Source organism: Enterovibrio nigricans DSM 22720 (assembly GCF_900167155.1).
In the GTDB taxonomy this organism is placed as follows: domain Bacteria; phylum Pseudomonadota; class Gammaproteobacteria; order Enterobacterales; family Vibrionaceae; genus Enterovibrio; species Enterovibrio nigricans.
Genome location: NZ_FUXU01000001.1, coordinates 64,720 through 89,309, shown reverse-complemented (window position 1 = coordinate 89,309; position 24,590 = coordinate 64,720). Strand labels below are relative to the sequence as shown.

The window sequence follows — 24,590 nt, the reverse complement described above, 5'->3', positions numbered from 1 at the left end:
CCCGTTTTACCCGAGTTGTCAATTCATTTGTGCAAATATCCGCCGCATAAACCATAGGAATAGCATGTGGTGGACATCGCGGTTAATATGGCGGCAGATTCTACCAGCATTCTTTGAATGAAGTAAGCATTTTATCGGTGCATTTCTCTGTATCTGACGCGCTTTTAATTCAAACGTACCGGCCGAGAGAGAATCAATAATAAATTAGCGTGATTACTTAATAGCATTTTAAGGGGTTAACTAGTGTCAAAGCGATTACTTCGCTCAGGACTGATCGTGAGCTTTATGACCATGGTGTCTCGTGTCATGGGGCTTGTTCGTGATGTGGTGATTGCGAATCTGATGGGGGCTGGTGCTGCCGCTGACGCTTTCTTTTTTGCAAATAAAATCCCGAATTTTCTTCGCCGTCTTTTTGCCGAAGGTGCTTTCTCTCAAGCGTTTGTACCTGTTCTCGCTGAATACCAGGCTAGTGACGATAAATCAAAAACACGTGAGCTGATTGCATACACCTCGGGCACGTTGGGTGTGTTAGTTACGATTGTCACCCTCGTGGGTGTGATTGCTTCCCCGGTTATCACTGCGTTGTTCGGTATGGGATGGTTTCTTGACTGGGTGAATGATGGGCCGTCAGCTCACAAGTTTGAACTGGCCTCATTGATCCTGAAAATTACGTTTCCCTATCTGTGGTTTATTACTTTTGTCGCATTGGCAGGATCCATTCTCAATACGTTGGGACGTTTTGCGGTCTCTTCCTTTACGCCAGTATTTCTAAACATTGCGATGATCTCTGCTGCAATGTTCATTGCGCCGGGAATGGAACAGCCAGAAATCGGTTTGGGTATCGGCGTTTTTCTGGGCGGATTGATCCAGTTTGCGTTCCAAATTCCGTTTCTTTATCGCGAAGGGATGTTGGTGCGCCCTAAATGGGGTTGGTCTCACCCAGGCGTGACAAAAATTCGCACCTTGATGATCCCTGCGCTGTTTGGTGTGTCTGTCAGTCAAATCAACTTATTGCTTGATACTTTTATTGCGAGTTTCCTCGCGACGGGCTCTATCAGTTGGTTGTATTACTCAGACCGTCTTTTGGAGTTTCCTTTAGGCCTCTTTGGTATTGCGATCGCAACCGTGATCCTGCCTGCTTTATCTAAAAAACATGTTGAGCAGTCATCCGGTCAGTTCGCAAGTACAATGGATTGGGGCGTACGCATGGTGCTTCTACTTGGTGCGCCAGCGATGATTGGCATGGTTGTCCTCGCGAAGCCTATGCTAATGGTGCTGTTTATGCGTGGTGAATTTAGCGCATCAGACGTGGATGCCGCCTCGTTGTCGCTGGTTGCTTACTCATCGGGGTTGCTCAATTTCATGCTGATTAAAGTCCTCGCACCGGGTTACTACGCCCGGCAGGACACCAAAACACCCGTGCGTTACGGCATCGTCGCGATGGTAACCAATATGGTGTTCAACCTGATATTTGCTTACTTCTACGGTTACGTGGGGCTGGCAATAGCGACGTCACTGTCCGCATTGGTGAATGCGGGTTTGTTGTATCGTGGTCTTCACGAGCAGGGTGTGTACCAAATCAGTAAAGAAACAGCCATATTTAGTTTACGCCTGCTCATCGGTGTCGTGATGATGGGGAGCTTGGTGTGGTGGTTAATGCCAGAGAATGCACAATGGCTGACGATGGGATTTTGGGAAAGAACATATACGTTGAGCGGACTAATTGCAGCAGGAGCAGGGGTTTACCTTGCTACGTTGGTGATTCTGGGGCTGCGTCCTCGTCATCTTCGAGCAGAAAGCTGATTGCGGCCTTTGAATAGTATATAATCCGTCGGTTTTTTTATGGGGACAGCAGTTTTACCACTATGGAATTAATCCGGGGTATCCATAACATTCGTGAAAAACATCACGGGTGTGTTCTGACAATCGGTAACTTTGATGGTGTTCATCTTGGGCATCAGAAAGTGCTTCGCCGAGTGGTTGAGAAGGCACGTGAGTTGGGTTTACCTGCTGTGGTAATGCTATTTGAGCCTCAGCCTCGGGAACTTTTCACCGCTGAAAGTGCGCCTGCGCGATTAACACGCCTTCGGGATAAGTACGTGCAACTGACGGCGTTGGGTGTTGATCGACTGATTGTGGTCAATTTTAACGCCAAATTTGCCACTATGACGCCGTATGACTTCGTTCACCGCTTGTTGGTTGAACAATTGGGTGTTAAGTTTCTCGTGGTTGGAGACGACTTTCGCTTTGGTGCTCAGCGTCAGGGCGATTTTTGTTACCTGCAACAACAAGCCACCGATGCCGGTTTTGCCGTGGTGAGCACCCAAAGTTTCACGCTCTCAGCGCAGCGTGTTAGCAGTACCGCCATTCGAGATGAACTCGCGGCTGGGCATCAGGAAGTGGCAGAAGAGATGCTGGGACGCCCATACAGCATCAGTGGCCGTGTTTCACACGGTAAAAAACTGGGCAGAACCATTGGCTTCCCCACTGCTAATGTCCCCCTCAAGCGACGTGTTTCCCCGGTTTCGGGTGTGTACGTTGTAAAAGTTGGTGGCATAAAAGAAGAACAATGGTTAGGTGGTGTTGCCAATGTCGGCACACGACCAACCGTCAATGGTGTACGCCAACAATTGGAAGTGCACCTTTTTGACTTAAAAGAAGACCTTTATGGTCGACACATCGAAGTCCAGCTGCTTCATAGGCTACGAGACGAGATGAAATTCGGCTCAATTGATGAATTGAAAGCCCAAATTGAACTTGATGCTCAGACAGCGCGTGCGTGGCTGTCTGCGTTGACCGAAGAATAATGTCCATATACGGAATGAACAATCAATGAGTGACTTTAAAGATACCTTAAACCTGCCGGAAACTGCGTTTCCGATGCGAGGTAATCTTGCTCAGCGCGAGCCCCAAATGCTTAAGCGCTGGTATGACGAAGATCTTTACGGCGAAATCCGTAAAGCGAAGAAAGGCAAAAAATCTTTCATCCTGCATGACGGCCCTCCGTATGCAAACGGCAATATTCACATTGGTCACTCAGTAAACAAAATTCTTAAAGACATTATTATTAAGTCGAAAACACTGTCGGATTTTGACGCACCGTATGTACCAGGTTGGGATTGCCACGGTCTACCTATCGAGCTGATGGTAGAGAAAAAAGTGGGTAAGCCAGGCAAGAAAGTGTCTGCGGCTGAGTTTCGTCAGAAATGCCGTGAATACGCGGCCCAGCAAGTTGAAGGCCAAAAGGCTGACTTCAAACGTCTAGGTGTGTTGGGTGAGTGGGATAAGCCATACCTGACCATGGACTTTGATACTGAAGCAAACATCATTCGTGCGCTAGGTAAAATTGCGGGCAATGGCCATTTGCACAAAGGCTTTAAACCTGTTCACTGGTGTACGGACTGTGGTTCTGCACTGGCAGAAGCGGAAGTGGAATACGAGAACAAGGTGTCTCCATCGATTGATGTGATGTTCCGTGCGACTGACGAAGCGGCAGTGCTGTCTAAATTCAACCTTGCAGAAGGCCAAGCGGGTCAAGGTGACGTGTCTATCGTTATTTGGACCACCACACCTTGGACGTTGCCTGCAAACCGTGCAGTTGCTGTGTCTGATGCACTTGAATATGTCCTTGTTCAAGTGGAAGGTGACACGCCGCGCCGTTTAATTATGGCATCTGAACTTGCGAAGCAAGTGATGGATCGTGCAGGTATCGAGCACTTCCACAACTTGGGCTTCTGTAAAGGTGACGCGCTGGAATTGCTGCGCTTCAACCACCCATTCTACAGTTTTGACGTGCCTGTCATCTGTGGCGACCACGTTACAACGGAATCTGGTACGGGTGTGGTACACACTGCGCCGGGTCACGGTCAAGAAGACTTCGTGGTAGGTCAGAAATACGGTCTTGAAGTGGCAAACCCTGTTGGTAGCAACGGTGTATACCTTCCTGATACAGAGTTGTTTGCGGGTCAACACGTATTGAAAGCAAACGACAACGTGATTGAAGTGCTGAAAGAGCATGGTTCTTTGCTTCATCACCACGCCTATGAGCACAGCTACCCACATTGCTGGCGCCATAAGACGCCGATCATTTTCCGTGCAACACCGCAGTGGTTTATCTCGATGGAGAAAGCGGGTCTGCGTGCAAAAGCGTTAGAAGAGATCAAAAGCGTTCAGTGGATCCCTGAATGGGGTCAAAATCGTATCGAGTCTATGGTTGAAGGTCGCCCAGATTGGTGTATCTCTCGCCAACGTACTTGGGGCGTGCCAATTGCACTGTTTGTTCACAAAGAAACCTCTGATCTTCACCCGAATACGGTTGAATTGATCGAGCAAGTCGCGCAGAAAGTTGAGCAATCAGGCATTCAAGCATGGTGGGATCTGGATACCGCGGAACTTCTTGGTGACGACGCAGCCAGCTATGAGAAAGTACTGGATACGCTAGACGTATGGTTTGATTCGGGTGCAACGCATTATGCCGTTGTCAACCAACGTGAAGAGTTCGGTGGCCACGAAGCGGATATGTACTTGGAAGGTTCGGACCAACACCGTGGTTGGTTCCAATCATCGCTGATGACGTCTATTGCGATCAAAAACAAAGCACCTTACAAACAAGTTTTGACCCACGGTTTCACCGTTGATGGTCAAGGCCGTAAGATGTCTAAGTCGATCGGCAACGTTGTTTCACCACAAGAAGTGATGAACAAACTGGGTGGCGATATCCTGCGTTTGTGGGTTGCATCGACTGACTACACTGGCGAAATGACAGTGTCTGATCAAATCTTGAATCGCAGTGCTGACGCATATCGCCGTATCCGTAACACAGCGCGTTTCTTGCTGGCTAACCTGAATGGTTTCAACCCAGAAACTGATATGGTTGCACCAGAAGACATGGTGGTTGCGGATCGTTGGGCTGTTGGTAAAGCTCTGGAAGCCCAGGAAGAAATCCTGAAAGCATTTGAAGAGTGTAACTTCCACGCAGTGACTCAACGTCTGATGCAATTCTGTTCAGTAGAAATGGGTTCATTCTACCTAGACATCATCAAAGATCGTCAGTACACCGCGAAAGCAGGTGGCCATGCGCACCGCAGCTGTCAAACGGCGCTGTTCCACATCGTGGAAGCACTGGTTCGCTGGATGGCACCAATCATGTCGTTCACTGCCGATGAAATTTGGAACGAAATGCCGGGCAACCGTAACAAGTTCGTGTTCACTGAAGTGTGGTACGACGGCCTGTTTGGTCTGGGTGACGACGAGCAACTGAACAACGCATTCTGGGCAGAGCTTCTGCGTGTACGTGGTGCTGTGAACAAAGTGCTAGAACAAGCGCGTAGCGAGAAAATCCTTGGCGGTTCTCTGGAAGCAGAAATTACCTTGTACGCGAAACCAGAATTTGCCGCGAAACTGCAAGCGATGGGGGACGAACTGCGTTTTGTCCTTTTGACCTCTAAAGCAGACGTTGTTGCAGCGGAAACTGCGCCTGAGTCAGCAGTTGCCACCGAAATTGATGGCTTAGCTGTTGCGGTTGCGAAGTCTGAAGCAGAGAAGTGTGATCGTTGCTGGCACCACGTTGCTGATGTGGGCTCTATTGCAGGTCATGAGGCCATTTGTGGTCGCTGTGTAAGCAATATTGATGGTGAAGGCGAAGCGCGCCAGTTCGCGTAACGCTACCTGTAAAGTTAGGAAAGCTGGATGAAAGATCTGACAGCGAAACAATCGGGATTGCGCTGGTTATGGCTAGCGCTTCTGGTCTTCGTGCTGGATATCGGTAGCAAGCTACTGGTGATGAATACCATGGGGTACGGCTGGTCGAATCGTATTGAGGTTCTGCCATTTTTTAACCTGCTCTATGTTCACAACTATGGTGCCGCTTTCAGCTTTCTTAGTGATGCTGGTGGTTGGCAGCGTTGGTTCTTTGCGATCATCGCCTTGGGTGTATCAGGTATGCTTGCATACTGGATGCGCTGTACACCAAGTAGTAATAAGATCCTGAATATTGCGTATGCATTGGTGATTGGTGGCGCGATTGGTAATCTGTTTGATCGATTGGTGCATGGCTATGTGGTCGATTTTCTCGACTTTTATGTGGGAAACAACCATTGGCCAGCCTTCAACCTTGCCGATACAGCGATATGTATCGGTGCAGGACTGATCATTTTAGATAGCTTCCTCGCTTCCAAGAAGCCGCAGGCCGAAGCCAAGTAGGTGCCCTCGGCTCGCAAGTTAAGATAAGAGTTGGCGCTGGCTGCATTTGTAGTCGGCGCCAAATTGTATTAAAACGATGATAACCCAACAGATCTTGAGGGTTTAGTTGGGTTGGCCGTCTGGCCCTTTTTACGTTGAAACCAATTTTACGTTGAAACTAATGTCGGTTAAGCATCGATATTGGGGATTGCACCAAGGATGAGTCAATGACAATAATTAGCGCGAACAGCGAAGTGTTGATGCACTTTACGATCAAACTGGAAGATGGCTCCGTGGCAGACAGTACCAAAAGTAGTGGAAAGCCAGCCAAACTTGTTATGGGTGATGGCAGCCTGACTGAAAACTTTGAAAGGTGCTTGGTGGGTTTATCTGAGGGAGAAACGGCAAGCTTTACACTTGAACCTGACGATGCTTTTGGTCAGTCAAATCCGGATAATATCCAACATATGGATCGCACATTATTTGTCGGTGATGCACCCGCCGAAGAGGGGACAATCATTGCATTTTCAGGCCCCGGTGGGCAGGAGATCCCCGGTGTCATTACCGAAGTGGCAGGCGAGTCCGTTACCGTGGATTTTAATCATCCGTTGGCGGGTCATCGTGTTATCTTTGATGTGGAAATCGTTAAGGTCAGTTAAGGCCAGAGAAAGAAAAGGCAAGCAAATGAAAGTCATGCTAGCTAACCCTCGTGGTTTTTGTGCAGGTGTTGATCGTGCCATCAGCATTGTAGAGCGCGCGCTGGAACTTTATCAGCCGCCAATTTATGTACGTCACGAAGTGGTGCACAACCGCTTTGTCGTTGAAGGGCTGAAAGCACGTGGTGCAGTGTTCGTTGAAGAGCTGAATGAAGTGCCGGATGACAGCATTGTTATCTTTTCTGCGCATGGCGTTTCTCAGGCAGTTCGCAATGAAGCGAAATCCCGTCAGTTGACAGTCTTCGATGCCACTTGTCCCTTAGTCACCAAAGTACATATGGAAGTCGCGCGTGCGAGTCGCCGCGATATGGAAGTAGTGCTAATTGGCCATGCAGGGCATCCCGAAGTCGTGGGCACAATGGGGCAGTACGCCAGTGATGAAGGTGGCATGTATCTGGTTGAAACACCAGAGGACGTTTACACACTCAATGTGAAAGATCCTTCGAACCTTCACTATGTCAGCCAAACCACGCTGTCAGTCGATGAAACCGCAGATGTTATTGATACGCTGCGAAAGGTATATCCTGAGATTCAAGGGCCTCGCAAAGATGATATTTGCTACGCCACACAAAATCGTCAGGACGCAGTACGCGACTTAGCCGCGCAATGTGATGCCGTTGTTGTGGTTGGGTCTAAAAACAGTTCTAACTCAAATCGACTTCGAGAGTTGAGTGAGAAGCTTGGAACGCCCGCGTATTTGACCGATTGTGCTGAAAACGTGCGATCTGAATGGTTCGATGGCAAGAAAAAAGTGGGCGTTACCGCAGGAGCGTCTGCTCCCGAGGAGCTGGTTAACCTCATCATTGCACAGATTGAAGCATATGGTGGCCTTACGGTTGAAGAGCTTAAAGGTAGAGAAGAAAACATGTTCTTTGAAGTGCCGCGTGAGCTGCAAGTAAAGCAGGTTGAGTGATCTTCATCGAACGATAATCAGGGAGCGTGAGGCTCCCTTTTTTACGCCTGCCGAGTCATATACAACCCTTCTTGAAAAGAGTAGAGTTGAACGATAGTTAACAAAACAGTGCGTTAGCAAGACACTGAAACAGGAAGTTAAAAGAGGTAAACATGGTTCGCATGGCAATTGCGGGAGCTGCTGGTCGTATGGGCCGACAGCTGATTCAAGCTACTGACGCAATGGAAGGCGCGGTAGTAGCGGCAGCAAGTGAGCGCCCAGAGTCCAGTCTTATCGGGACTGATGCAGGTGAGCTTGCGGGCATTGGCAAGCGAGATGTCATAATTGTCGACGATTTAGCGAAAGTTGCGGACGACTTCGATGTCATTATCGACTTTACTGCGCCGGTACCCACTCTTAAAAATATCGCATTATGCCGTGAATACGGTAAGAAACTGATCATTGGTACGACTGGTTTCTCAGATGAACAGCGTGCGGAGATAGATGCGGCGACGGATGTCGGTATCGTGATGGCGCCAAACTACAGCGTTGGTGTAAACCTAGTGTTTAAGTTGCTTGAGAAAGCCGCAAAGGTGATGGGCGACTACTGTGATATTGAAATAGTAGAAGCGCACCATCGTCATAAGGTTGATGCTCCATCTGGCACTGCCATTGGTATGGGCGAAGCGATTGCTGGTGCGATGGGAAATAAACTCAGTGACGTCGCCGTTTATGCACGCGAAGGCATTACCGGCGAGCGCACGCGTGATGAAATTGGTTTTGCCACAATCCGTGCTGGGGATATTGTTGGTGAGCATACCGCGATGTTTGTTGATATCGGTGAGCGAGTGGAAATTACACATAAAGCTTCCAATCGTATGACGTTTGCCAATGGCGCGGTGCGTGCAGCTATCTGGTTAGCGGATAAAAATGCAGGCTTTTATACCATGCAAGACGTGCTCGAACTCGACACGCTGTAATGCCTAACTATGCATTGGGGCGCTTCTCGATGCACTGTGTTATCACCAAATAAGCGCAAAATTCATGTGGCGCCAGGAAGTGCCATTTAAGTGACTTAAGTTGTTTAAATGGCCTTTTGGTGGCTCTATTCTTCAAATTGCACCAAAATCATTACCAAAGTCTGATCGGCGAAACGGTTGCGTGATGAGCTTATTGTTTTTTGGTTCCATTCCTTCTCCTTCCATCTAAACCACTAAGTGTTTCCACTAAAAACCCACCAAAAATGCAAGATAACCCTGGCTTTTATGTGTTTGATTGGTAAAAGCGACCTTGCAGGCTATAAGTTGCATTCTTTTTTGGTAGACTGGTTGACAGATTTTGGTTCGATCTCTAGAATGCGCGCAATTTGTCTAAAATCGCCTTTTGACGGTTTAGGCATTTATATGGAATGACTTAATGCAGATTTATTTACTTTTTTGCATTTTTATTGATTTGGAGGTTGTCTTGAGCAAGTCTGCGCTCTTAGTCCTGGAAGATGGGACTGTATTCCGCGGTGAATCCATTGGTGCTGATGGAACTGCCGTTGGTGAAGTTGTTTTTAATACCTCGATGACGGGGTATCAAGAAATTATCACTGACCCTTCCTATTCCCAGCAAATTGTTACTCTTACTTATCCCCACATTGGCAATACCGGTACTAATACCGAAGACGAAGAATCCTCAAAAATCCACGCTCAAGGCCTGGTAATTCGTGACCTCCCCCTTCTCGCTTCCAACTTCCGTAATCAGCAATCCCTTTCTGATTATCTGAAATCACAAAACATCGTTGGCATCGCTGACATTGATACTCGTAAGCTAACCCGTCTACTTCGTGAAAAAGGTGCCCAGAATGGTTGCATCGTAGCAGGTGATAACCTGGACGAAGCATTAGCACTAGCAAAAGCGAAAGACTTCCCAGGTTTGAAAGGTATGGATCTGGCAAAAGAAGTGACGACCGCTGAATCGTATCAATGGAAGCAAGGTTCATGGACATTGGAAGGTGGCCTGCCAGAAGCGAAAGATGATAGCGAGTTGCCTTACCACGTCGTGGCTTATGACTTTGGCGCCAAGCGCAATATCCTGCGTATGTTGGTTGACCGTGGTTGCCGCTTGACGGTTGTACCGGCACAAACGTCGGCAGAAGACGTTCTGGCTATGAATCCAGATGGCGTTTTCTTGTCAAACGGCCCAGGTGACCCTGCGCCTTGTACTTACGCAATTGAAGCGACCAAAGTGTTCTTAGAAAAAGGCTTACCAATCTTTGGTATCTGTCTTGGACATCAAATTCTGGCGCTGGCAAGCGGTGCGCAGACGGTGAAAATGAAGTTTGGCCACCACGGCGCGAACCACCCAGTGAAAGACTTGGATCGTGGTGTCGTGATGATCACCAGCCAGAATCATGGTTTTGCTGCAGACGAAGAAACACTGCCAGAAAACCTGCGCGCGACGCACAAATCTTTGTTCGACGGCTCACTACAAGGCATCCACCGTACGGATAAGCCTGCATTCAGCTTCCAAGGTCACCCAGAAGCGAGCCCAGGTCCGCACGACGCGGCACCACTATTCGACCACTTTATTGAACTGATCAAGCAACACAGCGCGTAACCGGAGTAGCAGAGAATGCCAAAACGTACAGATATTCAAAGTATTCTTATCCTTGGCGCGGGCCCGATTGTTATCGGTCAGGCGTGTGAGTTCGACTATTCAGGTGCACAAGCATGTAAAGCGCTTCGCGAAGAAGGCTACCGTGTCATTCTGGTGAACTCTAACCCTGCGACCATCATGACTGACCCTGAGATGGCCGATGCGACATATATTGAGCCGATTCAGTGGGAAGTTGTTCGCAATATCATCGCGAAAGAACGTCCAGATGCGGTTCTACCTACCATGGGCGGTCAGACTGCACTGAACTGTGCGCTGGAGCTGGAAAAGCACGGTGTACTGGCTGAGTTCGGCGTAGAAATGATCGGTGCAACGGCCGACGCGATTGATAAAGCGGAAGACCGTTCACGTTTCGATAAAGCAATGAAATCGATTGGCTTGGAGTGTCCTCGCGCTGACACTGCTCGCACCATGGAAGATGCTTACAAAGTCCTCGATATGGTTGGTTTCCCTTGTATCATTCGTCCGTCGTTCACCATGGGTGGTACGGGCGGTGGTATTGCTTACAACGTTGAAGAATTTGAAGAAATTTGTCGCCGTGGTTTGGACCTGTCTCCGACCAACGAGCTGTTAATTGATGAATCATTGATTGGTTGGAAAGAATACGAGATGGAAGTGGTTCGCGACAAAGCGGACAACTGTATCATTGTATGTTCAATTGAAAACTTCGATGCGATGGGCATTCATACGGGTGACTCGATCACTGTAGCGCCAGCGCAAACGCTGACGGACAAAGAATATCAGTTGATGCGTAATGCATCCTTGGCTGTTCTGCGTGAAATCGGTGTTGAAACGGGCGGTTCAAACGTTCAGTTTGGTATCAACCCGAAAGATGGCCGTATGGTTATCATCGAGATGAACCCGCGTGTATCACGTTCTTCTGCACTGGCATCAAAAGCAACGGGTTTCCCAATTGCAAAAGTAGCAGCGAAACTGGCTGTTGGCTTTACTCTTGATGAGCTGATGAATGATATTACTGGTGGTGCAACCCCAGCGTCATTCGAACCAACCATCGACTACGTAGTGACCAAAATCCCACGTTTTAACTTCGAAAAATTTGTGGGAGCAAACGACCGCCTGACGACGCAGATGAAATCTGTTGGTGAGGTGATGGCGATTGGCCGCAACCAACAAGAATCATTGCATAAAGCACTACGTGGCCTTGAAGTGGGTGCGACGGGCTTTGACGAGATGGTCGATCTGGATGAACCAGATGCTATGACCAAAATTCGTCATGAGCTGAAAGATGCGGGCGCAGAGCGTATTTGGTATATCGCGGATGCATTCCGTGCGGGTATGTCGGTAGATGGCGTGTTCAAATTGACCAACGTTGATCGCTGGTTCTTGGTACAGATTGAAGACATTGTCAAAATCGAAGCGGAAGTGAAAGAAAATGGCTTCGCGGGTCTAAATGAAAACGTACTTCGTAAGTTAAAGCGCAAAGGTTTTGCTGATGCACGTTTGAGCAAATTACTGGGTGTCAGCGAAAGCGAAATCCGTAAGCTTCGTGACCAGTTTGACATTCACCCGGTTTACAAGCGTGTCGATACCTGTGCTGCCGAGTTTTCTTCTGACACCGCTTACATGTACAGCTCGTACGATGATGAGTGTGAAGCGAATCCATCAGACAAAGACAAGATCATGGTGCTGGGTGGCGGTCCTAACCGTATCGGCCAAGGTATTGAGTTCGATTACTGCTGTGTTCATGCATCGCTCGCGCTGCGCGACGATGGTTACGAAACCATCATGGTTAACTGTAACCCTGAGACGGTTTCAACCGATTACGACACGTCGGATCGTCTGTACTTTGAACCCGTGACACTCGAAGACGTGTTAGCGATTGCGCGTGTTGAAAAGCCGAAAGGCGTTATCGTTCAATACGGTGGTCAAACACCGTTGAAACTGGCTCGTGCATTGGAAGCCGCAGGTGTGCCTATCATTGGTACTAGCCCTGATGCGATTGACCGTGCGGAAGACCGTGAGCGTTTCCAAGCGGCGGTAGACCGCCTTGGTTTAAAAACACCGGAAAATGCCACTGTAACGACTATGGAGCAAGCCATTGATAAGTCAAAGGAAATTGGCTTCCCTCTGGTTGTTCGCCCATCTTACGTTCTGGGTGGTCGCGCAATGGAAATCGTTTATGACGAAAGTGATTTGCGTCGTTACTTCAACGAAGCAGTAAGCGTTTCGAACGAATCCCCAGTTCTTCTTGACCGTTTTCTTGATGATGCAACCGAAGTGGACGTGGATGCGATCTGCGATGGCGAGCGTGTTGTGATTGGCGGCATCATGGAGCACATTGAGCAAGCGGGTGTACACTCGGGTGACTCAGCATGTTCTCTGCCAGCGTACACGCTAAGCCAAGATATCCAAGACGAAATGCGTCGCCAAGTTGAAAAGCTTGCGTTTGAGCTAGGCGTTCGCGGTTTGATGAACACGCAGTTTGCTGTGAAAGACGGCGAAGTGTACCTGATTGAGGTGAATCCGCGTGCCGCGCGTACGGTACCGTTCGTATCAAAAGCTACAGGTGCTCCGCTGGCGAAAATTGCAGCGCGGGTTATGGCTGGCCAATCGCTGGAATCACAAGGTTTCACGCAGGAAATCATCCCACCGTATTACTCTGTGAAAGAAGTGGTATTGCCTTTCAACAAGTTCCCAGGTGTTGACCCTCTGTTGGGCCCAGAAATGCGCTCTACCGGTGAGGTTATGGGGGTGGGTGATACCTTCGCCGAAGCGTTTGCGAAAGCGGACTTGGGTTGTGGCAAGCAATACAGCGAAAAAGGCCGCGCATTGCTGTCTGTTCGCAACAACGACAAACAACGCGTTGTTGACCTTGCAGCGAAGCTAATCAAGTTAGGCTTTGAGCTGGATGCAACACACGGTACGGCAGTCGTTCTGGGCGAAGCGGGTATTAACCCTCGTCTAGTGAACAAAGTACATGAAGGTCGTCCACACATTCTTGACCGTATTAAGAATGGTGAGTACAGCTACATCATCAACACCACTGAAGGTCGTCAAGCAATTGAGGACTCAAAGGTGTTACGCCGTGGCGCTTTAGCTGAAAAAGTGAACTACACCACGACGTTGAATGCTGCCTTCGCTACCTGTATGGCGCACGCTGCTGTAGATTTATCGAAAGTAACTTCAGTACAAGAGCTGCATGCTCGTGTTGCAGAGAAATACAGTAAGTAAAATTAAAAATACTTCTCAGACTAGTTGGAGTCGCAGCAGGCGGCAAGTGAGTAAATCCAGCCTACGAAGCTGCGGCTTCAACTAGGAAGAGGAAAACTAATGAGTCGGCAGGAAGCCGACCGTATAGATAACCTCCTTGCCCGCCGGATTGGCGGGCTTTTTTATTCGATGCCTCCCGCGACTCTTGTCATAAAAGCTTCATGCGATAACATTCTGAATGCCTTGTTATTCAAAATAAGAAGCGTAGACTTACCGCCGTCGCAACATTGCGGCATATCTGGAGTTTATTATGAACACAATCGACCATCCTCCGAGTTGTAAGGGAAGCCTGTATTCCTGACGGTCGTGTTCGTGTTTTCCTCCACGCTCCGACCGCCAGGTTGGAACGCCTTTCTTATGCATTTCCCGCGCTTCCCACAATTCAGAGTTGCAGTACATACAAACATCTCACCAGATGTCGGATGGACAAGTATCGAACATTTTTCTGTAAGCACTCGTTGCTGAGAGTGTTTATGACGTTTTATCTCTGAGCCTATTCGTCTGTATTGCACGGTCGTTACCTGCCAGTTTTTCTGGCACTAGCCAATCGGGAGGTTCGCTATGACGGTAATGAATACCATTGTGCTGGGAAACCAGACTCAAAAATTCGCAACAAAAGAAATTCAAGCCGCAAAAAGTGCGTTTTTATTTCACGATGAAAAAGACAGAGTACGTTTACTCACGGTCATGCCAATCAATGAAGCTATCGCAGTATTGAATTCATGCCCATTGGCGTTGGTGAGAAATCTCCTTGATTCGCTTGCGGAAGAAGGGGATACGGTACGTAGCCGTCACTTGGCGACAGGACTGGGACTCATTAGTTCAGAGGCTGAGCCTGATGGGAATTATTTAGCCAATTCAGTCATTGCCCATGTGCGTCAGCGAATCGGTTGGATTGTGGGGTTAGCTTTGCTAGGAATTGTGTCGGGAATGATCATTTCCCATTACGAAGATACGATTGCTCAATTGGTATTGCTCGCGATTTATTTACCCGTTGTGGCAGCTGCAGGGGGCAACACGGGGTCTCAAGCCGCTACCTTGGTGGTCAGGGCGCTGGCAATGAATGAGATACGTCCTCACCAATGGCTTACTGTCATGTGGAAGGAGATACGTATTGCCGTTGTTATTGCGATAGCTCTGGCTATCGTCGTGATGTTGCGTGTGCTGCTGTTCAGTGATGCGTCGGTGCTACCGAGTGGTATTGATCTCGATGACGTTGCGTTAGCGATTGGGCTGGCCTTGGTTATTCAGGTAACACTGTCGACCACCTTAGGTGCCTTGCTGCCTTTGATTGCACGAAAAATGAGATTGGATCCCGCCGTACTTGTTAGCCCTGTGTTGGCTTCGATTGTCGATATCAGCGGGATGGCAATTTACTTTGTGACCATCAATGCGTGGTTAGGCTTGATGTGAAAAGCGCTTGATAAAGCTCTCTTTCAAACTGGGTGATCGGGCTGGCAATATTGTCAGCCCGCTCCTCCGTTTCGGGAATGTGGTAGTTCGTAACAAGCTGAACGACCAATACATCCTGATCACGTTGGTTTTTAAGAATGCCCGCGAGGTTGTAGCTACCGTATAAAGAGCCTGTTTTTGCGGTTAGACGCGTTTTTAGTGGGGCGTATCGTACACTGTTTCGGTACTTCAGCGTGCCATCGACACCGGATACGGGCAGCATACCGACGATCCCAGATTGTGGGTGTTGATAAACGTAGGAAAGAACATCCATGAGCTGCTGTGCTGTCATGCGGTTATTTCGTGAGAGTCCTGACCCATCAACGAGCACTGCAGTGTGCAGGTTGATCCCCGCTTTTTCTTTCAGTATTGCCTTTATCGCTGCTGCGCCGTTTGTGAAAGAGCCTGGCTGTTGGTAATAGCGATGCCCCATTGTTTTTAAAAGATTATCCGCGATAAGGTTGTCAGAACGTTTAAGCATGACGCTCAATAGCTCATCTCGTGGTGCTGAGGTGTGTTTCGCGATAAAACTGCGTTTACCTTCTGGTGAGCCAATTTTGATTTTCCCTTTGACGGTGATGGCCGCACGCTTTAGCTCACTTTTCAGTACATCCGAAACATAGTACTCAGGGTTTTGGACCGCAAACTTCAACGGCAGTGGATTTTTTCGATAGGGTAAACAACCGCTGAGTTGGTAGTGATTGTTATTGTCGTAATGAAGTTCTAAATCACAATGCAGACTTTTTTGTTTTTCGTCAGTTACAGCAAGTGCATCCGTCGTTACTTTTACAGGCTGGTGGGTCGGCACGAATACCCGAGTCATGCGCTTGCCCTGTTCACTGTAAATTGAGCCTTGTACGCAGTTGCGTTCAACCGAAATAGAAGAGGATGGCGCACTGTAGCACACACCGAGAATGTCCCAAGGCCAACCAATGGCGCGCTGGTAGCCAGTAAAAATTGAACCATCGAGCCACACGTCGCCGTTGATTTGTCGAATACCTCGGGCTTTCAGCGCGCTAACTAACAGTTGTAAATTCTTACGTGTGAGTGTTGGGTCCCCGCCAAAGCGAAACACAATGTCTTTGCCTGTACGCTCAACCACTGTTTCAAAACGAAAGTCTTTAGGTAAATACAAAGACGCAGCGAGAGCGGTAACAACTTTTTGTGTGCTAGCAGGAGGGAGTAGCGTTTCGCTGTCTATATTTGCGATTTGATCTTGGGATTTTGTATTAATCGCCAGCAAAGCAAGTTGACTGCCTGCAGGGAGCATGGATTTTAGAGTGTCAACAGGAACGGCGCGTACATGTATCGAGAAAAAAGTCAGAAGAAAAAGCAGGCAATAACGCACCATGATGGCTCCAACAGAAAGCGTAGAACCAGTATGGTACAAAAAACGCCTACCGTAAGGTAGGCGTTTATCATCTGATTTAAGTTAACGACTTAAGTCAGATTAGAAGTCGTAACGCAGACCCATCGCGATTTCGTCTTCAGCATTCTTCATCATGTCGAAAGTGTAAGATGCGTATGCACGGAAGTTGTCGTTGAAGAAGTGAGTCGCGTCGATAGACAGCGCATCTGCCGCTTCTTTGTCCGCTACTTCTTTGTTGCCGTAAGTAGTCGTGAACTTGGTTTGACCCATGGTGTACGCAGCAGCGAACTCGTAACCATCAACGTCTGCTTTAGCTACTTCACCCGTGTTGTAAAGTGCAGCAACGTAGAAGTCGCCGAATGCGTAAGAAACAGCTGCTTCCACTTGGTCTGAATCAGTGTTGTTCAGGTTGTCTTGAGCTGCGTAGCCCAGACCCATTGACAGGCCGTTCTCTAGCGCGTAAGTCGCTGCTGCAGAGTAACCGCTGTCGATTTCGTCGTTAGTACCAACGTAGTTAGCTTTAACAGTCAGGCCACCGAACTCACCCACGTACAGGATGTTGTTGGTAGTGCGGTCAGCAGCTTTGATTTTGCCACTAGCTACTGCGCCAGCGTAAGACATGATATCAGTGAAGTCAGTGATGATGCCCAGAGAGCCGTCAGTCAGACCATAAGCAATCGCTCCGTATTGAGTGCTGATACCTGCGTTGATGTAACGGTTGTCGTTACTTTCAACGTCAACAGTCGATGTACCAATGATGTTGCCCGCAGAATCCTTAACTTCGATGTTTTTCGTGTCATTTGCAGAAGTGAATTCACGCTCAAAGAAACCAAAACCGTAAACGCCTTCTGCGATTTCGGTGGTACCACGTACGTTCAGACGTACACGGCTTTTGTCAGACATGTCGCCATCAACGATTGATGCACGAGCTTCAGCGCGACCGCCCAGTTCCATTGAAGAAGTGCCGTCGTTGAAAATTTCAGCAGCAGAAACAGAGGTAGAAGCCAGAGCGGCAACAGCAATAGCGATAAACTTTTTGTTCATTACGTTGTCCTTTTAAAAATTGTTTTTTTTCGGGATGTTATCTCCCAACATCCCGATGAACTGTTTGTAACCGCTCACTAAAAAGGACTGTTAGTAAAACATTCAAAAAACTGATGCATATCGAAGCTTAAATGCTGAAGATTCAAAATAAACACCTTAAAAACATATGGTTACAACTGGCTGTGAGGGTTTCGTGAACTGCCTCTCATTTATGTTTTTTTATGTTTTATTGCGATGTAAATCTCTGTATTTGTTTGTGTTTTCGTGATTCTGATCCGGGATTTGCAATCAAAAACATGCTTAACCTGTTGAGATTTTGTGCATTCAGCAGCGACATGTTTAGTGTCGATAAAATCTTTGATGACCTCTTCGTTTAACTTGTTTACACTGAAATGATAAAGATTCGTTTGCCGCGCTCACTTCATTGTTTGGGCGTGGCTTTGTTTTTGCTAAATCCCGTTGGTTTTGGCTATAGAGGTAATGTCATTTATGGATAAAGTACCAATGACTTTGCGCGGCGAACAGCAGCTGCGCCAAGAGCTTGAGCGCCTGATGAAGCGTCGCCCGATTATTACTCAAGCAATTGCAGAGGCACGTGAACTGGGTGACTTGAAAGAGAACGCAGAATATCACGCCGCTCGTGAAGAGCAGGGTATCTGTGAAGCACAGATTCGTGACATCGAGTATAAGTTATCTGTTGCTCAGATTATTGATATTTCAAAAATGCCAAAAAACGGTAAAGTTATTTTTGGTTCAACGGTGACGTTGATTGACTGCAATACTGATGACGAAGTGACGTATCAAATCGTGGGTGATGATGAAGCCGATATCAAACAGAACCTGATTTCTATCAATTCACCCATAGCACGAGGCCTGATCGGTAAAGAAGAAGGTGATGAAGTATCAATCACTGTACCGGGCGGCGTGAAAGAGTTCGAAATCGACAGCGTGAAGTACGCTTAAGTCGAAAAAAAATGTTAGCGATTGTTTCGATTGCTGATATGAAAAAGGCCGCTTAGCGGCCTTCTTTTATTTGCGTGGTAGCTCGATTTTGCGCTCTTGGCTTTGACGGTAAAGTACCAGGGTCTTACCGATAACCTGAACTTTCTCTGCCTTAGATTCACGAACAATTGCATCTACAATCAGGTTTTTAGTGTCGCGATCTTCAGATGCAACTTTAACCTTGATCAGTTCGTGATGATCGAGAGCGATTTCAATCTCAGCAAGCACAGCTTCTGTCAGACCGTTTGCACCCATCAAAACTACTGGTTTCAGATTGTGTGCCAGACCTTTCAGATACTGTTTTTGTTTTGTGCTTAGATTCATGTTGACTCGATTTGTTGTTTTATCGGGGTTGAAAACGTGACATTCTACCGCCATATCTATCCAAATTGAACAAATATCCCCCCCTGATTCGTTCGCAGGTTGACTGTGACAGTAGTATGGGATGAGTAAAAGATGAGTAAAAATAAACACTCAGCGAGTTCCGGGCGCTGGTTGAAAGAACATTTTGATGATAAATATGTTCAGGAAGCCCAGAAAAAAGGTTATCGCTCTAGAGCGATTTTTAAGCTTGAAGAAATTCAAGGTAAAGATAAGTTGCTGAAATCGGGCATGACAATCGTCGATCTCGGTGCAGCCCCAGGCGGTTGGTCGCAATATGCGGCAGAGCAAGTGGGTGAGTCAGGACAAGTAATTGCCTGTGATATTCTGCCAATGGACTCTTTACCAGGCGTAAGTTTCTTGCAAGGCGACTTTCGTGAGGAAGCCGTGCTTAATGCTTTGTTAGATCGCATTCAACCTGACATGGTGGATGTTGTAATGTCTGATATGGCACCAAACATGAGTGGCAACCTGGCGTCAGATCAACCACGTGCAATGTATCTTGTTGAGCTTGCACTGGAAATGTGTCGAGAAGTGTTGGCACCAAACGGCGCATTTATTGTCAAAGTATTTCAAGGCGAAGGTTTTGATCAGTACTTGGCTGAAGTGCGTAGCATGTTCAAAGCTGTTAAAATTCGTAAACCTGATTCTTCCCGTGCACGTTCACGAGAAGTCTACATTGTGGCTACAGGTTATAAACTGTAGTAATCTACCTATATCAAACTAGTTTCCGCGGGGCTAACACCTTGAGTGACATGGCAAAAAACCTGATTCTATGGCTGGTTATCGCTGTTGTGTTGATGTCTGTGTTCCAAAGCTTTGGACCAGGCGACAGCGCAGGCCGTCCAAATGACTACACTTCGTTCGTCCAAGAGATAGGACAAGACAAACTACAGGATGTACAGTTCGATAATCGCGAACTGAAGGTGACGCGTCGTGATGGCACGAGCTATGTCACCTACATGCCTGTACTGCAGGACCCTAAACTGCTGGATGATTTGATCAACCACAAAGTTCAGGTTCGTGGTACACCACCAGAAGAACCAAGCATTCTTGCTTCGATCTTCATTTCTTGGTTCCCAATGCTACTGCTTATCGGTGTGTGGATATTCTTCATGCGTCAGATGCAAGGCGGTGGTGGCAAAGGCGCCATGTCGTTTGGTAAATCTAAAGCTCGAATGATGAGTGAAGAGCAAATCAAAACGACATTCGCAGACGTTGCAGGCTGTGACGAAGCGAAAGAAGACGTCAAAGAGTTGGTGGACTATCTGCGTGATCCTAGCCGTTTCCAGAAACTGGGCGGTAAGATCCCGACAGGCGTACTGATGGTTGGTCCTCCGGGTACGGGTAAAACGCTGCTGGCAAAAGCCATTGCTGGTGAGGCGAAAGTCCCATTCTTTACCATTTCAGGTTCTGACTTCGTTGAAATGTTCGTGGGTGTGGGCGCATCACGCGTTCGTGACATGTTCGAACAAGCGAAGAAAGCGTCACCTTGTATCATCTTCATCGATGAGATTGACGCCGTAGGTCGTCAGCGTGGCGCAGGTCTTGGTGGTGGTCACGATGAGCGTGAACAAACATTGAACCAAATGCTGGTTGAAATGGATGGTTTTGAAGGTAACGAAGGTATTATCGTTATCGCAGCAACTAACCGTCCAGACGTACTTGACCCTGCACTGCTTCGCCCTGGTCGTTTTGACCGCCAAGTTGTTGTTGGTCTGCCAGACGTTCGTGGTCGTGAGCAAATCCTTAAAGTTCACATGCGTAAAGTACCGTTGGGCAGTGACGTTGAGGCATCACTGATTGCTCGTGGTACACCGGGCTTCTCTGGTGCAGATCTAGCGAACCTTGTGAATGAAGCAGCCTTGTTTGCGGCACGTGGTAATAAGCGCGTTGTCTCTATGGTTGAGTTTGAACTGGCGAAAGACAAAATCATGATGGGTGCAGAGCGCAAATCAATGGTGATGTCAGAAGAGATCAAAGAGTCAACAGCGTACCACGAAGCGGGTCACGCAGTTGTTGGTCGCTTGGTGCCAGAACATGACCCTGTTTATAAAGTATCTATCATCCCACGCGGTCGAGCGTTGGGTGTGACGATGTACTTGCCAGAGCAAGATCGTGTAAGTATGTCTCGTCAGCACCTTGAATCAATGATTTCTAGCCTCTATGGCGGCCGTTTGGCAGAAGAGATTATTTACGGTGTCGATAAAGTGTCTACGGGTGCGTCTAATGATATTGAACGCGCAACGGACATTGCACGCAAAATGGTCACGCAGTGGGGCTTTTCTGAAAAACTGGGCCCACTTCTGTATGCAGAAGATGAAGGCGAAGTTTTCTTAGGTCGCTCTGTTACACAAAGCAAGCACATGTCAGATGAAACCGCTCGTTTGATTGATGGCGAAATTCGTCTGTTAATTGAGCGCAACTATTTACGTGCACGCAAGATCATCGAAGAGAATATGGACATCATGCATGCGATGAAAGACGCGCTGATGAAATATGAAACCATCGATGCGGCTCAAATTGACGACCTGATGTTACGTCGCCCTGTTCGTGAGCCAGCAGGCTGGACGACCGACGGTGATAACTCGGACAATACGCCGAAAAAACCGGATGCAGAAACGCAAAACTCAGACGTTCCGCCTTCTACCGATGAACTGGATACAGGAAATAAGCCTGTTGACCCAGACGGTAAATCGGAAGCTTAATTGCGTTCTGATAGTGAAAAACCCCGAGGGAACTCGGGGTTTTTCTTTTATCTGCAGTAAATTTTCTTTTCAAACAAAGTCCTCTCATGAAACTGACTGCCAAAACGAAAGTACTCGACTTATCTACGCCTCAGGTAATGGGGATCCTTAACGTTACACCTGATTCTTTCTCTGATGGTGGAAAATTCAATCACTTGGATGCGGCACTTCACCACGCGGAAGCTATGCTAAATGCAGGTGCGACAATTCTGGATATTGGCGGTGAGTCAACAAGGCCCGGTGCCGCGAATGTTTCAGAGCAGGATGAGCTAGCGCGTGTGATTCCCTCCATTGAAGCCATTCGTTCTCGCTTTGACTGTTGGATCTCCGTTGATACAAGTAAAGCCACAGTGATGCGTGAGGCCGTGCGAGCTGGGGCGGACGTCATTAATGACGTAAGGGCGCTGCAAGAAGACGGAGCATTAAGCGCTGCTGTTGAAGTCGAGGTGCCTGTTTGCCTTATGCACATGCAAGGCCTGCCCCGGACGATGCAAACCAATCCTACTTACGATGATTTGTTTGCAGATATCGACACTTTCTTTGAAGACAGAATTTCCGCTTGTGAAGAGGCGGGTATAAAAAAAAGCCAACTTATTTTAGACCCAGGTTTTGGCTTTGGTAAAACTCAGACACATAACTACCAGCTCCTTGCGAACTTGGAGCATTTTCATCGTCATGGACTCCCTGTGTTAGCGGGTATGTCGAGAAAGTCGATGATATTTAAACTTTTGGATAAAGCCCCTTCAGATATTCTTGGGGGCAGTTTAGCTTGCGCCACCATTGCTGCGATGAAAGGAGCTCAGATCATTCGTGTTCACGATGTGAATGAGACTTCTGATGTTGTTCGTGTTGTTCACACGATGAAAGAAGCAGCAGCTTTACTTGGAGAATCATAATGACAGAACGCAAATACTTCGGCACAGACGGTGTTCGCGGTAAAGTGGGTCAATTTCCTATCACGCCCGATTTTATTCTTAAGCTCGGCTGGGCGGCTGGACGAGTATTGAGCCAGCAAGGCACAAAAAAAGTGTTGATTGGTAAGGATACCCGAATTTCAGGGTATATGCTTGAATCCGCACTGGAAGCGGGTTTGTCTGCAGCAGGCCTGCAAGCAGCATTTACAGGGCCGATGCCTACGCCCGCTATCGCGTATTTAACGCAAACTTTCCGTGCAGAAGCGGGGATAGTTATTTCGGCATCGCATAACCCGTTTTATGACAACGGTATTAAGTTTTTCTCGTCAGAAGGCACAAAATTGCCAGACGATATCGAGCTAGCGATAGAAGCTGAGCTTGAAAAGCCGTTAACGTGTGTCGAGTCTGCCGAGTTGGGTAAGGCAAAGCGTATCGTTGATGCTGCTGGTCGTTACATTGAGTTCTGCAAGGGAACATTTCCGTCAGAAATGAGCTTGAAAGGCCTCAAACTCGTGATCGACTGTGCGCATGGCGCAACTTACCACATTGCACCGTCTGTATTCTCAGAGCTCGGTGCAGACGTTATTGCTATGGGCGTTGAGCCAAATGGAACCAACATTAACGACGAAGTGGGTGCGACCGATGTGCGCGCGTTGCAAAAACGCGTGACCGAAGAAGGTGCTGCACTTGGCATTGCGTTTGATGGTGATGGTGACCGTATCATCATGGTTGACCATGAGGGCAACAAAGTCGATGGCGACCAAATTGCCTATATCATAGCGCGTGAATCACTTCGCCGCGGCGAACTGAAAGGCGGCGTTGTGGGTACGCTAATGACAAACATGGGCATGGAAGTTGCCCTCAAAAATTTAGGTATCCCCTTCACCCGGGCGAAAGTCGGCGACCGTTATGTGATGGAAAAACTGCTGCAAAATGGTTGGAGTATTGGTGCCGAGAATTCGGGTCACGTTATTTTACTGGATAAAGTCACTACCGGTGATGCTATTGTTGCAGGGCTACAAGTACTGGCAAGTGTGGTCGGTACGGGTATGAGTTTGAAAGAATTGTGTGATGGCATGAGCATGTTTCCACAAGTTCTCGAAAACGTGCGTTACAGTGGCGAGAGTGATCCATTGCAATCTGATGCGGTGTTGTCAGCAAAGGCAGCGGTGGAAGCTAAGCTGGGTGATACTGGCCGCGTTCTTTTACGCAAATCGGGAACAGAGCCATTGATCCGCGTTATGGTGGAAGGCGAAAACGCCGAAGACGTTCAAGCATACGCACTAGAAATAGCAGATGCTGTAAAAGCAAACTGCTAAAAGCGCGTTTGTTTAAGGAATAGACACGGGGCGGGAGTGTTGGTTTGGTTACAAGATGTGCAAACGGAATGAAATCTCATGTTTTTTTGCATTTTTCTCTTGTCTCACATGCTGGCATTAGATAGTATTCTCCCGCTCCCAATTTGAAGGGAGTTGCGCTAGTGAACGACTTGGTCAGCTGGCTCAACAATTTGGAACATAGGTGGAACCCATGTACGAAATTCTACTTGTGATTTATCTGTTGGCCGCTCTTGGTGTAATAGGCCTGGTACTGGTTCAACAAGGTAAAGGCGCAGATATGGGAGCCTCATTTGGGGCTGGGGCATCAAACACAGTGTTTGGCTCTGGCGGCTCTGGAAACTTCTTGACCCGAATGACTGCGATTTTCGCAACAATATTTTTCATTCTCAGCCTTGTCTTGGGTAACATGACTGCTAAGCAGACCCAAGTGGTGGGTGAGTATGATGACTTGAGTGTTCCAGTGGAACAGACTCAGTCTGTGGAAGTGCCAGCTACGAATAATAGCGACATCCCACAATAAAAATTTCGCTGAGGTGGTGGAATTGGTAGACACGCTGTCTTGAGGGGGCAGTGCCTTTAGAGGCGTGCGGGTTCAAGTCCCGCTCTCAGCACCAAATAAAAATCCTCTTTGAGGTGCGTTTCACTTGTAAAAGTGAGCGAT

At 47.9% G+C, this 24,590-nt stretch carries 19 protein-coding genes and 1 tRNA gene; 17 read left to right on the top strand and 3 right to left on the bottom strand.

All coding sequences use genetic code 11. The features are described from left to right. Positions 1-243 precede the first annotated feature (243 nt). The 10 genes from murJ to B5D35_RS00315 all read left to right on the top strand — a co-directional run bounded on the left by murJ (position 244) and on the right by B5D35_RS00315 (position 15,093). Complete coding sequence (gene murJ / locus B5D35_RS00360; protein WP_078750648.1) at positions 244-1,803, top strand: murein biosynthesis integral membrane protein MurJ; 1,560 nt, start codon at positions 244-246, stop codon at positions 1,801-1,803. A gap of 62 nt (positions 1,804-1,865) precedes the next feature. Continuing rightward, positions 1,866-2,807, top strand: a complete 942-nt coding sequence (gene ribF / locus B5D35_RS00355; RefSeq protein WP_078750647.1) for a bifunctional riboflavin kinase/FAD synthetase — start codon at positions 1,866-1,868, stop codon at positions 2,805-2,807. Between the two features lie 25 nt (positions 2,808-2,832). Further along, a complete protein-coding gene (gene ileS, locus B5D35_RS00350; protein WP_078750646.1) occupies positions 2,833-5,661 on the top strand; it encodes an isoleucine--tRNA ligase in 2,829 nt (942 codons plus the stop codon). 27 nt (positions 5,662-5,688) lie between these two features. Continuing rightward, entirely contained in the window at positions 5,689-6,201 is a 513-nt protein-coding gene (gene lspA / locus B5D35_RS00345; protein ID WP_078750645.1) for a signal peptidase II, read from the top strand. A gap of 206 nt (positions 6,202-6,407) precedes the next feature. After that, entirely contained in the window at positions 6,408-6,839 is a 432-nt protein-coding gene (gene fkpB / locus B5D35_RS00340) for an FKBP-type peptidyl-prolyl cis-trans isomerase (protein ID WP_078750644.1), read from the top strand. Positions 6,840-6,864: 25 nt separating this feature from the next. After that, positions 6,865-7,809 (top strand): 4-hydroxy-3-methylbut-2-enyl diphosphate reductase, encoded by a 945-nt coding sequence (gene ispH, locus B5D35_RS00335; protein WP_078750643.1) that lies wholly within the window; start codon positions 6,865-6,867, stop codon positions 7,807-7,809. Positions 7,810-7,961: 152 nt separating this feature from the next. After that, on the top strand, positions 7,962-8,768 hold the full coding sequence (gene dapB / locus B5D35_RS00330) for a 4-hydroxy-tetrahydrodipicolinate reductase (protein WP_078750642.1): 807 nt from the start codon (positions 7,962-7,964) through the stop codon (positions 8,766-8,768). Between the two features lie 484 nt (positions 8,769-9,252). After that, positions 9,253-10,392 carry a glutamine-hydrolyzing carbamoyl-phosphate synthase small subunit gene (gene carA / locus B5D35_RS00325; protein ID WP_078750727.1) on the top strand — a complete coding sequence of 380 codons (1,140 nt, stop codon included), beginning with the start codon at positions 9,253-9,255 and terminating at the stop codon, positions 10,390-10,392. Positions 10,393-10,407: 15 nt separating this feature from the next. After that, a complete protein-coding gene (carB, locus tag B5D35_RS00320) occupies positions 10,408-13,641 on the top strand; it encodes a carbamoyl-phosphate synthase large subunit (RefSeq protein ID WP_078750641.1) in 3,234 nt (1,077 codons plus the stop codon). Positions 13,642-14,241: 600 nt separating this feature from the next. Continuing rightward, positions 14,242-15,093, top strand: coding sequence for a magnesium transporter (locus B5D35_RS00315; protein WP_078750640.1), 852 nt, complete (start codon positions 14,242-14,244; stop codon positions 15,091-15,093). Here the strand turns inward: B5D35_RS00315 and dacB are convergent. Next, complete coding sequence (dacB, locus tag B5D35_RS00310; protein WP_078750639.1) at positions 15,068-16,483, bottom strand: serine-type D-Ala-D-Ala carboxypeptidase; 1,416 nt, start codon at positions 16,481-16,483, stop codon at positions 15,068-15,070. The two genes, B5D35_RS00315 and dacB, sit on opposite strands and share 26 nt — an antisense overlap. A gap of 99 nt (positions 16,484-16,582) precedes the next feature. Then, positions 16,583-17,545 carry a porin gene (locus tag B5D35_RS00305; RefSeq protein WP_078750638.1) on the bottom strand — a complete coding sequence of 321 codons (963 nt, stop codon included), beginning with the start codon at positions 17,543-17,545 and terminating at the stop codon, positions 16,583-16,585. A 489-nt stretch (positions 17,546-18,034) separates the two neighbouring features. Between B5D35_RS00305 and greA the strand changes: the two genes are divergently transcribed. Continuing rightward, positions 18,035-18,508 (top strand): transcription elongation factor GreA, encoded by a 474-nt coding sequence (gene greA, locus B5D35_RS00300; RefSeq protein ID WP_170915106.1) that lies wholly within the window; start codon positions 18,035-18,037, stop codon positions 18,506-18,508. A 66-nt stretch (positions 18,509-18,574) separates the two neighbouring features. Here the strand turns inward: greA and yhbY are convergent, their stop codons facing one another. After that, the gene (gene yhbY, locus B5D35_RS00295) at positions 18,575-18,871 is read right to left on the bottom strand and encodes a ribosome assembly RNA-binding protein YhbY (protein WP_078750726.1); all 297 of its coding nucleotides are present in this window, start codon (positions 18,869-18,871) and stop codon (positions 18,575-18,577) included. A 132-nt stretch (positions 18,872-19,003) separates the two neighbouring features. Between yhbY and rlmE the strand changes: the two genes are divergently transcribed. The 6 genes from rlmE to B5D35_RS00265 all read left to right on the top strand — a co-directional run bounded on the left by rlmE (position 19,004) and on the right by B5D35_RS00265 (position 24,543). Next, positions 19,004-19,633, top strand: coding sequence for a 23S rRNA (uridine(2552)-2'-O)-methyltransferase RlmE (gene rlmE, locus B5D35_RS00290; protein ID WP_078750636.1), 630 nt, complete (start codon positions 19,004-19,006; stop codon positions 19,631-19,633). A 50-nt stretch (positions 19,634-19,683) separates the two neighbouring features. Further along, entirely contained in the window at positions 19,684-21,636 is a 1,953-nt protein-coding gene (ftsH, locus tag B5D35_RS00285; RefSeq protein WP_078750635.1) for an ATP-dependent zinc metalloprotease FtsH, read from the top strand. A gap of 86 nt (positions 21,637-21,722) precedes the next feature. Further along, complete coding sequence (gene folP / locus B5D35_RS00280) at positions 21,723-22,571, top strand: dihydropteroate synthase (protein ID WP_078750634.1); 849 nt, start codon at positions 21,723-21,725, stop codon at positions 22,569-22,571. Beyond that, on the top strand, positions 22,571-23,908 hold the full coding sequence (gene glmM, locus B5D35_RS00275) for a phosphoglucosamine mutase (protein WP_078750633.1): 1,338 nt from the start codon (positions 22,571-22,573) through the stop codon (positions 23,906-23,908). The genes folP and glmM overlap by 1 nt, the downstream gene beginning before the upstream one ends. 211 nt (positions 23,909-24,119) lie before the next feature. Next, a complete protein-coding gene (gene secG, locus B5D35_RS00270) occupies positions 24,120-24,449 on the top strand; it encodes a preprotein translocase subunit SecG (RefSeq protein WP_078750632.1) in 330 nt (109 codons plus the stop codon). Between the two features lie 7 nt (positions 24,450-24,456). Then, positions 24,457-24,543: transfer RNA gene (locus tag B5D35_RS00265), tRNA-Leu, on the top strand. Positions 24,544-24,590: the final 47 nt, after the last annotated feature.

What these genes read in the sequence shown, in the direction of transcription:
- ribF (WP_078750647.1), top strand. Translation starts at nt 1,866, where the DNA reads ATGGAATTAATCCGGGGTATCCATAACATTCGTGAAAAACATCACGGG.
- ileS (WP_078750646.1), top strand. Translation starts at nt 2,833, where the DNA reads ATGAGTGACTTTAAAGATACCTTAAACCTGCCGGAAACTGCGTTTCCG.
- lspA (WP_078750645.1), top strand. Translation starts at nt 5,689, where the DNA reads ATGAAAGATCTGACAGCGAAACAATCGGGATTGCGCTGGTTATGGCTA.
- fkpB (WP_078750644.1), top strand. Translation starts at nt 6,408, where the DNA reads ATGACAATAATTAGCGCGAACAGCGAAGTGTTGATGCACTTTACGATC.
- ispH (WP_078750643.1), top strand. Translation starts at nt 6,865, where the DNA reads ATGAAAGTCATGCTAGCTAACCCTCGTGGTTTTTGTGCAGGTGTTGAT.
- dapB (WP_078750642.1), top strand. Translation starts at nt 7,962, where the DNA reads ATGGTTCGCATGGCAATTGCGGGAGCTGCTGGTCGTATGGGCCGACAG.
- carB (WP_078750641.1), top strand. Translation starts at nt 10,408, where the DNA reads ATGCCAAAACGTACAGATATTCAAAGTATTCTTATCCTTGGCGCGGGC.
- B5D35_RS00315 (WP_078750640.1), top strand. Translation starts at nt 14,242, where the DNA reads ATGACGGTAATGAATACCATTGTGCTGGGAAACCAGACTCAAAAATTC.
- dacB (WP_078750639.1), bottom strand. Translation starts at nt 16,483, where the DNA reads ATGGTGCGTTATTGCCTGCTTTTTCTTCTGACTTTTTTCTCGATACAT.
- B5D35_RS00305 (WP_078750638.1), bottom strand. Translation starts at nt 17,545, where the DNA reads ATGAACAAAAAGTTTATCGCTATTGCTGTTGCCGCTCTGGCTTCTACC.
- greA (WP_170915106.1), top strand. Translation starts at nt 18,035, where the DNA reads ATGGATAAAGTACCAATGACTTTGCGCGGCGAACAGCAGCTGCGCCAA.
- yhbY (WP_078750726.1), bottom strand. Translation starts at nt 18,871, where the DNA reads ATGAATCTAAGCACAAAACAAAAACAGTATCTGAAAGGTCTGGCACAC.
- rlmE (WP_078750636.1), top strand. Translation starts at nt 19,004, where the DNA reads ATGAGTAAAAATAAACACTCAGCGAGTTCCGGGCGCTGGTTGAAAGAA.
- ftsH (WP_078750635.1), top strand. Translation starts at nt 19,684, where the DNA reads ATGGCAAAAAACCTGATTCTATGGCTGGTTATCGCTGTTGTGTTGATG.
- folP (WP_078750634.1), top strand. Translation starts at nt 21,723, where the DNA reads ATGAAACTGACTGCCAAAACGAAAGTACTCGACTTATCTACGCCTCAG.
- glmM (WP_078750633.1), top strand. Translation starts at nt 22,571, where the DNA reads ATGACAGAACGCAAATACTTCGGCACAGACGGTGTTCGCGGTAAAGTG.
- secG (WP_078750632.1), top strand. Translation starts at nt 24,120, where the DNA reads ATGTACGAAATTCTACTTGTGATTTATCTGTTGGCCGCTCTTGGTGTA.